At 64.5% G+C, this 12,777-nt stretch carries 8 protein-coding genes; 2 read left to right on the top strand and 6 right to left on the bottom strand.

Features of this window, described 5'->3' with window-relative positions; all coding sequences use genetic code 11:
* Positions 1–221 precede the first annotated feature (221 nt).
* Positions 222–1,142 (bottom strand): hypothetical protein, encoded by a 921-nt coding sequence (locus tag VT84_RS11415; RefSeq protein ID WP_082839598.1) that lies wholly within the window; start codon positions 1,140–1,142, stop codon positions 222–224.
* A gap of 177 nt (positions 1,143–1,319) precedes the next feature.
* On the opposite strand from VT84_RS11415, the gene VT84_RS11410 reads away from it, so the two are divergent.
* A complete protein-coding gene (locus tag VT84_RS11410) occupies positions 1,320–3,512 on the top strand; it encodes an SGNH/GDSL hydrolase family protein (RefSeq protein ID WP_082839597.1) in 2,193 nt (730 codons plus the stop codon).
* An 89-nt stretch (positions 3,513–3,601) separates the two neighbouring features.
* Here the strand turns inward: VT84_RS11410 and VT84_RS11405 are convergent, their stop codons facing one another.
* Positions 3,602–5,689 (bottom strand): right-handed parallel beta-helix repeat-containing protein, encoded by a 2,088-nt coding sequence (locus tag VT84_RS11405; protein ID WP_082839596.1) that lies wholly within the window; start codon positions 5,687–5,689, stop codon positions 3,602–3,604.
* A 511-nt stretch (positions 5,690–6,200) separates the two neighbouring features.
* Here VT84_RS11405 and VT84_RS40725 point away from each other — a divergent pair.
* A complete protein-coding gene (locus VT84_RS40725; protein ID WP_239465780.1) occupies positions 6,201–6,611 on the top strand; it encodes a hypothetical protein in 411 nt (136 codons plus the stop codon).
* Positions 6,612–6,661: 50 nt separating this feature from the next.
* Here the strand turns inward: VT84_RS40725 and VT84_RS11395 are convergent, their stop codons facing one another.
* The 4 genes from VT84_RS11395 to VT84_RS11380 form a co-directional block, all read right to left on the bottom strand.
* Positions 6,662–7,243 (bottom strand): PEP-CTERM sorting domain-containing protein, encoded by a 582-nt coding sequence (locus VT84_RS11395; RefSeq protein ID WP_082839595.1) that lies wholly within the window; start codon positions 7,241–7,243, stop codon positions 6,662–6,664.
* Positions 7,244–7,456: 213 nt separating this feature from the next.
* Positions 7,457–9,187 (bottom strand): hypothetical protein, encoded by a 1,731-nt coding sequence (locus VT84_RS11390; RefSeq protein ID WP_082839594.1) that lies wholly within the window; start codon positions 9,185–9,187, stop codon positions 7,457–7,459.
* A 155-nt stretch (positions 9,188–9,342) separates the two neighbouring features.
* A complete protein-coding gene (locus VT84_RS11385; protein WP_082839593.1) occupies positions 9,343–11,469 on the bottom strand; it encodes a S9 family peptidase in 2,127 nt (708 codons plus the stop codon).
* Positions 11,470–11,904: 435 nt separating this feature from the next.
* Positions 11,905–12,321 (bottom strand): hypothetical protein, encoded by a 417-nt coding sequence (locus tag VT84_RS11380; protein WP_157469429.1) that lies wholly within the window; start codon positions 12,319–12,321, stop codon positions 11,905–11,907.
* Positions 12,322–12,777 lie beyond the last annotated feature (456 nt).

Here is a 12,777-nt window from a genome sequence, read left to right as displayed (position 1 = left end):
GGGCTCGCCCCCGACGCGATAACCGTCGCACCGCACCATCGGCTGGCGCGGGTACTTGGGGTAATCAGGGTTTGTGGCGGCCAATTGACAGAGCAAGAAGCGCGACCGCGCGGTGCGAACCTCTCGCATGTTCACACACGATTCACAAAGACTCGGGGGCACGGCTCGTACTCACAACAGAACGCGAATGACTCTGGAGCCTGACATCTCCACCAGCCCGTTCACTCACCTACTCGGATCGCGCCGAGTCCGACGATCGCGATCGCCGGAAGATCCTTCAGTTCCATGTTCGGTCCCAGGAACTCGGGGAACCCGACGCGAGGTTTCCGCTTCCCGACGATCGTGAGTTTGGTGCGCCCGTCACCCCGGAAGTGCTCGGACGCCCCGAACAGGCGCTCGATCAGTTGCCGGTACGCCCAGTCCGCTCCGCGTGTCTCCCGGAGTGCCGTGTAGTCCACCGTTTTCACGCGCGTCTTCCCCTCATCCGGGAACCCGGTCACGAACACCGCTTCCTTGTCCGATCGGAACTGGAGCTTGGTGGGCATAAAAGTGTCCCCCTCCGACCGCACGGTCCACCGGTCCTTGTCGGCCGTCAAGTTGTCGGTGAGCGCGAACACGTTGTCCCACGTCGCCGGAAACACGCGCCGGTCCCAGTCTGCGGGCAGCTTCCCGCTTGGCTCGCCGCCGCGAATCGAATCGGGATACGCAAACACAACGGCCACCTTTTCGATCCCTTTTTCGGTGTCGAGGATCTCCTCCGGGTCGTAGCCGATGGCCGACAACGTACCGAGCAGATCGCGCCCGTTCGCCGCGTCCGGGACGGTCAGGAACACGAACGGCCGGGCGCCTATCCAACTGCCGGGCTTGAGATTCGTTCCGTCGAGTGCCTGCCGACGGGAGAGCACCCGGAGATAGACACCGGAAACCTTCGCGGCGTCCGGTTCGACCGGCTTCTGGTTGGGGTCGAGGAGGCTCCGGACGTAGGGCCGGAGTACGATCGGTACGTCGCGCGGATCGGCCGGATGGAGAAGCTTGCGCGCGGGCGCACCAGCACCGGGCTGGGTGGGTGCGTCGGGCCATGCGAAGGCCGTTCCGACAAACGCAGTAAGGCAGAGGGCGACTACAAGAGGCGTTCGGGCCATTATTTCTTCTCCGAGCCGTTGCGCGAAGCGAGTAGCGGAATGAGCAGGTATTAGACCCCAGTGTGTCGTGTGGGGCAACTCGTTGCTCTCTGTCGCCGTCCGACCCGTGCCGTGGTATTGTTGGCGGTGCCGTTACCCGGTAGCCTCCGATCATCCTCTCCTCGTTGTAGGGCCGCTATGCATCGTTTGCCGAACCGACCGTTGTATCCGCTCGCGTGCTTCTTCTGGCTCGTAACGATAAGTTCCTTGGCCGGGGCCGAACCCGCCTCCCTGACCGTGGTGACGCCCAAGCCCAACCAAGTGGTCCAGCGCACCGGTTTCGACCCTGTTGCCGCCGCAAAGGAGAAGCCCGGTCATTTGGCATTCGGGTTCGCCGATGTCGCCCTGCGCCTGGAGCCCGTTAGCGCCCCGGAGCGCACGATCTGGGAATACAGCGTGGTGCAATTAACCGGTGCGACCGGGCGCGACGTGCCGTGGACCAAGCTGGACGTCCGAACCGAGAGCACCGGGCCTGTAGCCACGGCCCGCGTGCCGGCCGGCGGGTGGTACCGGCTCGAAATCCGGTGCCGACAAGCCGAAGTCGTGACGCACCGGGGCGCGGTCGAGCCGCTCGGCGTGGGCGAGGTGTTCGTGGTCGCCGGCCAGTCGTATGCGACCAACTGTAACGACGAGAAACTGACCGTGACCGACCCGCAAAAGCGCGTCGTCGCCTGGAACGCCGCGAAGAGCACGTGGGGCGTGGCGAACGATCCGCAGCCGGTCCCGGACAGCAGCACGGACGGCTCGATTTGGCCGCCGGTGGGCGACGCTCTCGTCAAAGAGTTCGGTGTCCCGGTCGCGTTCGCCAATGTCGCCGTCGGAGCGACCGCGACCTCGCAGTGGGCGCCGGACGGGGTACTTCATCGGCGCCTCGTCGAAACGGGGAAAACGCTGGGTACGTTTCGGGCTGTGCTGTGGCAGCAGGGCGAGTCGGACGTGATCGCCAAGACTACCACCGAAAAGTACGTCGCGAACGTGCGCGCGATTCGGCACGCGGCGGCTACCGCGTGGGGTATTCAGCCGCCGTGGTTGCTGGCGAAATCGACGCACCACCCGACCGTGTACACCGACCCCGAGGGCGAATCGCGTGTCCGCAAGGCAATCGACGAACTGGTCGCCCGACCCGGATTCCAGCCCGGCCCGGACACGGACACGCTAACTGGGAAGTACCGCGGCGGGGCCGGGTCGCGCCGGCACTTCAGCGCATTGGGTCAGGCGAAGGCGGCGGAGATGTGGGCCGACGTGCTCAAGAAGAACCTGCTCGCCCCGCACAAGGTGGAAGAAGCACTGGCGGATCTGCATTTGCTCGCCCCCGCGTGGACCTCGCCGATCGTTCACCGCGAAAGTAGCGTTCTGCTCCAAACGAAGGACGAGGGACCGATCACGGCCCGACTCGCGTTCCCGGCCGCCGAGGTTCTGGAGATCGCGACGGCCGACCGCCGACACCGATTCGATCGCGACGCGGTGACGCTCTCAAAGGACGGACTGACGCTGACCTTCACAAAGAGCGCGCCCGTCGAACCGATTCCGGCCCGCACGCTGTTCGTGCCCAAAGGCTCGCCGCAGAGCTACGCGGCGCGCGTGGGTCATCCGAACGAATCCCTCATGTACCATCCGGGGCGCTGGTTCCACGACCGCAACGTGGAGATCACCTATCGGCGCCGCGACGAGAAAATCGCGAGCGACGTGATCGTGGGCAGCCTGCCGAAGACGGCCGCCCGTTTGAAAGCGGGCGAGTCGTTCACGCTCGGCATCAGCGGCGACAGTATCTCCACCGGGGCGGACGCTTCGGTGGTGTCCAACGCGGCCCCGTTCCAGCCCGGGTTCGCGGAACTCGTGACGGCACAGTTGCAGGCGCGTTTCGATAGTCGGATCACACTCAAGAACCGCGCGGTCGGCGGTTGGAGTGTGGCGAACGGGGTCCAGGATCTCGACAAACTCCTGGCCGAGAAACCGAACCTGATCGTGGTCGCTTACGGGATGAACGACGTGGGGCGGCGCGACCCGAAGTGGTTCGGCGACCAAACTCGCACGATCCTCGACCGGATTAGGGCCGCCGACAAGGACATCGAGGTCATTCTGGTCGCATCGATGCTGGGCCACGGCGAGTGGACCGCGACCCCGCGCGACATGTTCGCGAAGTACCGCGACGCGCTGAAGGGCATGACCGGCCCCGGTGTCGCACTCGCGGACCTGACCGCCGTGTGGGAATTGATGCTCAAGAACAAGCACGACCTGGACCTGACCGGCAACGGACTGAACCACCCCAACGACTTCGGGCACCGGCTCTACGCGCAAGCGATCCTCGCGGTGCTAACCGAGCGCAAGTAACCCTTGTTGCTGCGGCTCTGTGGATCAGAGCCGGTGTTGGTTGCGCCAAAATTCTGGCGCAACCAACGCCGGTTCGCATCAACTCTCGACTACTTGACTGACAACCCGTCCAGCCAGAGAGTGAACGGGTCGCCGCCGAATGAGTCCATCCCGATCCCGATCGCCTTCACCTGATTGGGAGCGAACTTGCCCTCGTCCGCAATCTCCCAGCCGTTCGTCGCGGTGAGCGAGATGCGGAGCCGCTGCCACAACCACCGGGCCTCGCTCTCGCCGCCCGATAGCAAGTTCCGACCCTTGGGCTTGATGACGCGCTTCCCCTCCGGCCCGAACAGCGTTACCACCGGGCCGACGTCCTGCCAGCCCGGGAGGTTGGGATTCCGGTACTTGACCCACACGCGCAACTCGGACTTCGCCGACCAATCCCAGGTCGCGTCCTTCGCCTTCGGGTACACGGCCGTCGCATAGGCGCCGGGGTACGGGTCCGGCCGGAGCCGCAGCGCGAACCCGCCGGCCACAGCATCGCTATCGTCGGCGAAATGCAATCGCCCTTTCTTTTCCGGGTCGCCAGCGAACTCGTAACCCCAGTTCCCGGAGTCGCCCTCGGTGCCGATTTCTTCCTCCCCAGCCGCCGATACGACCACGTCCCGGAACCCGATGTCGGCCAGCGTGCCATTATCGACCGTCAGCCCCACGCGGTACACCCCCGGTTCGGCGAACGTGTGCTCGACGGCCGCGCCCGACTTAATGCGCCCCGCCAGATCCCAGCGGAACCCGAGTTTTCCTCCGAGCGGGTCGCGACTGGCCGCGGCGCTGAACCGAACCGGCTTACCGGCCACAGCCCGCGTCGGTCCCTCCAGGTGTGCCGAGGGCGCGCGAGTCACGGTCGGGTCGCCGCGCACTTCCCGCAAGTCGGCCACGTCCTCGAAGAAACTGCCCTTGGCGTTCTTCTCGAAGGTGTTGTTAGCCAGATACACGTCGGTCGCGTACTGGCCGTAAACGCCCCACTCGTTGTCGTGCGACCGATTGTTCTGAATCACCCAGTGCCGGATGCGCCAGTCCTTGCCCTTCGAGCCCAGGTCGCCCCGGAACACGATGCCCCCACCGCCGTTGTGGTGGACGTGGTTGCCGTCCAGAACGAAGTGACTGCCGGGGCCGTTGGCACAGACGATCCCTCCGTGCTTGAAGCCCGGTTCGGGCGCCTGGTGGTACCCCGTCGCCAGCCCGTTGTAAGCCGCCTCGTTGCCGATCAGCCGGGTGTGGTCACTTCCGCCCAGCCAGAACCCGTAGCTGCCGTGGTTGGCCTTGTTGCGAATGTAGGTGTTGCCCGGTGACCAACTCTCGATGCAGTTGTTGTTGGCGTAGCTCGTGTCGTTCTCGACGAACACGTTCCCGCGCGACACCCACCCGTTGAGCACGCGGATAAAGATCCCGTCCCCGCCGTGGGTGACGTCGTTGCGATACCAGTAGTTGTCGTCGGCCCCCGTTTCGATCAGCACACCGGTGCTGTCGCGTGCGTGGACCTCGCCCTTGGCCCGGTCAATGCGAATGCCGTAGGAGAGGTTATTGTTCAGGAACCGGTTGCGGGACGAGTGCCACAGCTTCGCGCAGACGTTCGAGCAGTGGGAGAAATCGTTATCACTGACGAGGTTGTCGTCGCAGTCGGTCAGGTGAAGGCCGTCCCACACTCGGTTCGCCCGGTTCTTCGTGAACGTCGAGTGAGACACGCGGGTGAGAACGATACCACCGCGTGCGGGCAGTTCACCCCAACCGTGCGCCATGTTGTGGTAGTTGTCGGAGAAGTCGCACCCCTCGACGCGCAACGCGGTCGCGTCGGTGGCCCACAGACCGGTCGCGAACCCCTTCACCTTGAGGTTCTTGATCGTGACGTTCGTGGCGCCCTCGATCCGAACGGCGATCCCGCCCCCTTCGAGCGATTTCGGGTTCCCCACTTCACCGCCGCCGACCAAAGTGGCTCCGTTACCATCAATGGTGACGTGCGACGCGGTGACGACGAGCCGGGCGTTAAGGGTCGCGCCCTTATCGAGCGCGATGTCCTTCGTCACAACGATTTCCTTCACCGCGTTCGGCTCTTTAGCCGCGGGTGGGTCAGCGGTCAGCGGAGAGAGGGAGACCAACAGTAGCAGTAGGGGTACGGGAATCGCGAGTGAAACACGCATCGGACAGGCTCCTCCGAGGTTCGTGTGGGCAGCTCAGTGTTTAGAGTTGCGATCAGTCGGGTAGGAAGAGTAAACAGCGGGCGAACACGATCACGACGATCGAGTCGGGTGGGAGTGAGGAATACAGGTGCGTTCGAGTGAAGTAATTGTAGCAACTGTGCCCGAATAAAGCGTCCGGCTGAATCGCGCAGCGTCCACTGACACGCACTTGCACCAGAAACGGGATCGGTCACGCGAGAAACGAGAGGGCCGACCAATGACCGAAGCGGAATGGCTAACAAGCGATTACCCAGACAGGATGCTAACGTTTCTCCGCGGAAAAGTAACGCAGCGCAAACTCAGGTTGTTTGGGATCGTCTGCTGCCGAGGTACTGTGGATGAAGTCACGGATCGCAGATACCAGCCAGCCCTAGCTCTTGCAGAGCGGTTCGCCGATGGCTTCGTGACTCAGAGTGAGCGACGGAAGAAGTACGCCTTACTCACCTCAGACGGCTATACTCCGGAGGTATGCGTGGCGTCAGTTTTCCACGGCCACGCCTTCGTTGCAGCCCGTGAAGCGGCTAAATGGGCTTTGGTGGTAGCCGGAGTCGTAGCAGATAATCTCGCGCGAACTCAAGATGAACGCCTCCCTGCCACACAGCAGGCACACGCTCAAGAGGCAGCGCGACAAACTGACCTTATCCGCGACATCTTCGGGAACCCCTTCCACCCCGTAACGTTCTCCCCCGACTGGCGCACGTCCACCGCAGTCGCACTCGCGTCCCAAATGTACGAGTCGCGTGACTTCGGCGCAATGCCGATCCTGGCGGATGCGCTTCAGGACTCGGGCTGCGACAATACCGACATTCTTGACCACTGCCGCGGTCCCGGAGCACACGTCCGGGGGTGCTGGGTGGTCGACCTTGTACTCGGGAAGGAGTGACGTCAGGCGCGGAACAGTAACCGACAACACCTTCGATCCGCACCGCCAGTTCACGCGCGGCGAATACGACGGAGCAATCCGAAGACGGACAGCCCGACCCCGGTCAGGACCAGCGTGCTCGGTTCGGGCACGCCCGGCGGTGCGGGGACGGGAATCCGCGTTTCGGTGACGTTCGTATCGGGCTTGTGGTCCTTCGAGCGGATATTGTGGCCGACGAACACCCCGTCCTCACTGGCCCCGGACAGCGACGTGACCCAGAACTCCCCCAATTGGACCCGGCCCGCAGGAATCGTCGGCCCGGTGTACGTCCAAACGAGGTTCTCGACGGCGGGATCGTCGGGGACGTTGATGTACGGCAGTGACGGCCCGGTCATGGGGGTCGAAAGCGTCCAACCGGCCGGTGCGCCCGAGGCACCCGAAACGAGTCCGTTGAAGTCGTAGATGGTGAAGTAGTTGCCGGCCTGAAGCGCGGTGTCGCTGGGCAGCGTGACGGAGTAAGCCCAACGGAACTTCCCACTTTCCGGAGTGACGGTCACGGCCACCGGGAGCAGGCCCGCGCGAGCGGAGGGAGCGGTGAACGCGGTCAAAACGACTAGCGCGAACCCGAACGCCATAGGGCGAGGGAACAACATAAGGTGCCTCTACTTGGGGTGAATGTGCCGAGTTTGGCGCTCGTGTGAAAAAAAATCAACTGCAACTTTGTAGCGCCCGGATACGAGCGGAATAGGCCGTGGGCCGCGGAGTTGCTCACCGGTAGGTGGCATCTCAAGTACAGATGCTCGGGACTCGGGAAGTTGTCGGAGGTGCTATTGCGGAGAGGTCACAGAAAGCGCGCCACGGACCGGTCAGTAGGCCGGGCGGGTGACCGGCCCCTCGTCGCTCAACAGCCCGTGGAAGTCCGCAGCATACAGGACGTGCCGGACGTCACGTGACTTCCCGTCCACCGCGATCGTGCGGTTCATTAACCGGACCCCGTGGCTGTAGTCGACGTACTTCTCCCCGTGGACGATGGTAAGCGGTTGGATCGGCTTCCCGTCCGCCTTGTGCCACCCGTAGATGGCGACCCGGTTCGGCTTCTCGGCCAGCCGGTTCGATACCACGACGTCCTTTTTGGTACCTGCGACCAGCGCGCCGAGCTTCTGGCCCGCTCGCTGTTCCTCAATGAGCGCGTTGTGTCGGGCGAACGTCGCAGAAGACTCCCGGTCCTCGGTCATCGGCTTTGGCTCCAGCTTCACGGTCGATGCCCGGTACACTTCGTCCACCACCTTGCGCGTCGGAAGCACGCACCCGAATGCGTCCGCGATTCGGGCCGCGGTTTGGGGCGTAAGCGGCACGCGAACGAAGTCGGTGTCGCTGCCCACGGCCAGGTAGTCCGGCATCACCTCGAAGACTGCCGTGTGCTCTTTGCCCGATGCGTCCTTCGCCTTCACGGTGATTTTCTGGAACGTGCGGAGGAAGTTCGGGATGTTGCCGCGGAGCACCTCTTCGGCGATCGCTTCCTCGCGTGCGGCCGGAGTGAGTTGGTCGAGCGTTTTGAAGAACGCGGCCCCACCCGGAGCATTGGCCGGGCGCTTCGGGATGCCGGGAGCGGGCTGAACCCACTTCGTGTACGCACGCGGGCCACCGAACGTTCCCCCCGCCGATTTCGCGTCGGGGTCGGTCAGCCCGCGCAACAGCCCGTTCATTTCGCCCACGAGCGCCGTGTGCAGGATCTTGTTCTTCGGGTTCGCGTGGACGAGAAGCGCGAGCCGGCCGTCCAGTGCGGTGCGGGTGGTGATATCGTCCGCGGTCGTTTCGGCGAACGTCACCTCCGTGGCGAACCGCGTGCGCATGCGCTCGGTCGCGCGGAACGTTCCGCCGTCCGGCCCGATCACCTTCTTGCCGTCGAGTTCGATATTGCGATCATCGTAGGCGATCACCACGAGCCGACGGGCGCGGGCACCCGCGAGCCAAGCGAGTAACTTATCGCCGTGCTTGTCCGCGTCGGAGTACGAGTAGTTCGCGTCCAGGAACGCGATCCGATCGATCCATTCCGGGATCGCGTCCGCGCTGTCGATCAGACCGAACAGAAAGCTCCCGCCACCGCTGTGACCGGCGAGCGCGACCCGCACGGCTCCGCCCGGCACCCACCCACGAAGCGCCTCGACGACCTTCAGCACGCGCGCCGGGCCGTCCCGATACTTGCGCTTCCACGCGGGCCAACTCAACCCGTCCGCCTCGACGCACACGAGTAGCACGTTCTCGTCCGGCACGACTGTGCAAAGCGCCCGTATTTGGGCCGCCACGTGCTGGATGTCGAAGTGCCAGTCGAGGGATTCGGCCCGGGCGCAGCCGAGTGTCTGCTCGATGCTGTTACCGTTGGGCGTGGCATAGATCACCAGCCGGGTCGGTTTCTTGGGGTCGAACCGGGCCGGGGCGTTGGCGACCGCACGGACGCCCTCTGCGACCCACTCCTCACGCACCCACTCACCGAACCACGCGCTCGCCCGGAACCCCGGCAGTGGCGGTGTACTTGGCGCAGGAGCCGTGGGCGCAGAAGCGCCCAGTGCGAGAGCGACAGGAAGCAGACTCAACATGAGGTACTGTTCCGAGAAGAGGCGCAAGCCACGTTTTGCGGACCAACGGTTTTCGTGGCACAGGCCTCTGGCCTGTGGAAACGTCCCCACAGGCCAGAGGCCTGTGCCACGAGCACAAAACACTTCAGCACAACACATTTACTAATGAACAATCATCACTCCGCGATGCCCATTTGGTCGAGGATGAACGCGGTCGTGTACGCGACGTCCTTGAGCGCGTCGTACCGGCCGCTCGCCCCGCCGTGCCCGCCCACCATCCGGCACCGGAACACCACCGGGTTGCTGTCGGTCTTCAGCGCCCGAACCTTGGCAGTGTACTTCGCGGGTTCGTGGAACAGCACCTGACTGTCGTTCAAACTCGTCTCGATCAGCATCGCGGGGTAGCTCTTCTTCGCCAGGTTCGTGTACGGGCAGTACGTCCGCATGTACTCGAACTCCTCGCACTTCTTCGGATTGCCCCACTCCAGAAACTCCTGCACGGTCAGCGGCAGGGACTCGTCGAGCATCGTGTTGATGACGTCCACGAACGGTACCTGGAGCACCGCCGCTTTGCACAGGTCCGGGCGCAAGTTCACCGTCGCGCCCACGAGCAGCCCGCCGGCGCTGCCGCCCTGGATCACGAGGCGCTCGCGTGCGCCGTACTTCTGCTCCACGAGGAAGTCGGCGCACGCGATGAAGTCGGTGAACGTGTTCACCTTCTTCAGCATCTTGCCGTCCTCGTACCACTGCCGGCCCATGTCCGCCCCGCCGCGGATGTGCCCCTGCGCGAACACGACCCCGCGGTCCAGGAGGCTCAACCGCGTGGCGCTGAACCCCACGTTCGCGCTGGCCCCGTAACTGCCGTAGCCGTACAGGAGCACCGGCGCGGTGCCATCGCGCTTCAGACCCTTCTTGTACACGATGGAGAGGGGCACCTTGGTGCCGTCCTTCGCGGTCGCGAACACCCACTCGGAGGCGTACCGCGCCGGGTCGTAGCCCGCCGGGATCTCCTGCTGTTTGAGGAGCTTCCGCGCCTTCGTCGCCAGATCGAACGAGTACACCGACGCGGGCGTCACCAGCGACGTGTAGCTGAGTTGGATCGTCGTGGTGTCGAACTCCGGGTTCCGGCCGGGGTTAGCCGAGAACACCGGCTCCGGGAACTCGATTCGATACGACGCGCCGTCCGCGAAGCGGTGAACCCGGATCTGCGTGACGCCGCCCTCGCGCTCTGAGATCACCGCGAACTCTTTGAACAGGCTCACCCCCTGAATCAGCACAGCGCCCGAGTGAGGCCGGAACTCTTTCCACTTCTTCGGGTCGGTGTCGCGGACCGGGCAGGTGACGAGCTTGAAGTTGGTAGCGCGGTCGCGGTTGGTGCGAATGTAGAACAGCCCGTCGCGGTGGTCCGCGGTGTACTCGTGCCCGGTCTCGCGCGGGAGCAGCGTCGTCCAGGTGCCCGCGGGGTCGTCGGCCGCGAGGAACCGCTGTTCCGTGGTCGTCGAACTGGCGGACGCGGACGTCAGATACTTGCCGTCACGGGTACGGCCGATGCCGAGCCGGAACAGCTCGTCCTTCTCCTCATACACCAACACGTCTTTTTCACGCGACTCGCCCACGACGTGGCGCCACAACTTGTTTGGGCGCTTGGCGGAGTCTTCGGTGACGTAGAACAGCGTTTTTCCGTCCGCGGCCCAGGCCACGGACGCGGCTTTCACGAACCGGTTGTCGAGCGTCGTGCCGATCGTCAGATCCTTGACGCTGAGCATGTACTCGCGGAACCCGGTGGTGTCCGTGAGAACGGCGATCCGCGCCCCGTCGTCGGACACGCTCGCGACCCGCGCCGACATAAATTTCTCGCCCTTCGCGAGTTCGTTCACGTCGAGAATCACCTCCTCCGGCGCATCGAGAGCGCCCTTCTTGCGGCAGTACGTCGGATACTGTTTGCCCTCGGCCGTCTTCGAGTAGTACCAATACCCGCCCTCGCGGTACGGGACACTCAGGTCGGTCTGTTTGGTGCGCGACAGGTACTCCTTGTACAGCGCGTCCTGGAGCTTGAGCGTGGGCTTCATGACCGCTTCGGCGTAGGCGTTCTCGGCTTCGAGGTACGCGATAGTTTCGGGACTCTTCTTGTCCTTGAGCCATGCGTAGTCGTCGACCAGCGTGGCCCCGTGGAGCCGGAGTTCGGTCGACACCTTTTTGGCAACGGGCGGTACGGAGATGGTCGGGTCGATGGCCGCGACCGTACCGCACAAGGTCAGCACAGCAACGGAGCCGAGCGCGAAGACGCGCAACGAAATGGGCATGGTGTCCTCCGAATTGGGTCGTTCATTGTGCCCGCGCAACGTGCGCCGGTCCAGAGGGGAACCGACGCTCCCCGCACACCGGGTGCGTCCGGAGAATGTGGGTGCAAAACGTGGAGGTCTCGGCCAGACTCTTGTTTGGTGAAGCAAATTCCCTTCGGTGAGTACGTCATGGCAGACTCCAACCCCTCGGTGCCGGTACCGCCAGAAGACCGCGAGGCCCGGGTCCACCAACTCATAGCGCGCCTCCAGCCGCTCCTCGGGCAACGCGCACGCCAGATGGCCGAGGAGCGGCTGGAGGCGCGCCACCCGAACAGATCCTCGGCGCGGTCGAGTACACACTCCGCGACCACGCCCACCGACTCGCCACCGATGTTCATCAGGTCGCCCTCAACGGCGATCAAAAAAGGGGTACGACGGGGCCAGCCGAGTGTGCCCTCATTGCACCGACGGCGCCCGCTTCGTCGAGCACCGCATCCGCACCATCCTGACCGTCTGCGGGCCGAGCGCACCCGCGCGTACTACCACTGCTCGTCCTGCGGGACCGGGCACAGCCCGGCCGACGACGCGCTGCTCCTGGACGGCCGATACAGCCCCGGGGTGCAACCGCTGGTCGCCCTGGCCGGGATCCTCGAACCGTTCCGCCGGGCCGAGCAACGGCTCGAAGAGTTGGCCGGACTGCGGGTGTCCGAGGAGGCGTGCCGGGTGTTCACCGAACGCGCCGGAGAGCGACTCGAGCAGCGGCACCGGGCGCATCACCCGGTGGAACCGGTCCGGGCACCCGAGCCCTGGGATGTCTCGCGGCCCGAGCGTGACGGGGAACGGTTCGGTGGGACGGTGGCCTGTGCTCAGCAACGAAGGCTTGTGGGAAGGGTTCTGGAACAACACCAGACCACGAGCCGCTTGAATACCGCTCACATTCCTCGGACTCACCCCTGCCCCACTGGGGGTGGAGGTCACGTCGCGGTTTGCGCGGGTGCTTGCGTAAATTCCGTTGTGGGATAGGAAGTCCCGAAGTTGCCATCGACGTAACTTCAGGGCAGGACGAAGCACGGCTACCCCGCGATTCACGCCCGAGGAACTTCAGGAACTCCACAACCTCGCGGCTCAGTGGGCCAAAATCGTTTCCAAGCGGGCATTTGGAGACGAGGAACCCGGTCTCGATGTCGACTTCCGCACCTTCGAGCAGATCGCCACCGCCGCCGCACAAGGATTGACCGAAGGAACACGTCAACTGCTCCTCCAGCAGCAAGCCCAACGACTGACCAACGAACACCCCTGTCCGGGCTGCGGTAAGGCCGGTCCCACGGA

The sequence above is a fragment of the Gemmata sp. SH-PL17 genome, from assembly GCF_001610855.1.
Lineage (GTDB): Bacteria > Planctomycetota > Planctomycetia > Gemmatales > Gemmataceae > Gemmata > Gemmata massiliana.
The sequence above is the reverse complement of the archived record's forward strand: the minus strand, read 5'-3'. Positions and strand labels throughout refer to the sequence as shown.

Coding starts and splice junctions, on each gene's coding strand:
- VT84_RS11415 (WP_082839598.1), bottom strand. CDS start 1,142: ATGGCCCGAACGCCTCTTGTAGTCGCCCTCTGCCTTACTGCGTTTGTC.
- VT84_RS11410 (WP_082839597.1), top strand. CDS start 1,320: ATGCATCGTTTGCCGAACCGACCGTTGTATCCGCTCGCGTGCTTCTTC.
- VT84_RS11390 (WP_082839594.1), bottom strand. CDS start 9,187: ATGTTGAGTCTGCTTCCTGTCGCTCTCGCACTGGGCGCTTCTGCGCCC.
- VT84_RS11405 (WP_082839596.1), bottom strand. CDS start 5,689: ATGCGTGTTTCACTCGCGATTCCCGTACCCCTACTGCTACTGTTGGTC.
- VT84_RS11385 (WP_082839593.1), bottom strand. CDS start 11,469: ATGCCCATTTCGTTGCGCGTCTTCGCGCTCGGCTCCGTTGCTGTGCTG.
- VT84_RS11395 (WP_082839595.1), bottom strand. CDS start 7,243: ATGTTGTTCCCTCGCCCTATGGCGTTCGGGTTCGCGCTAGTCGTTTTG.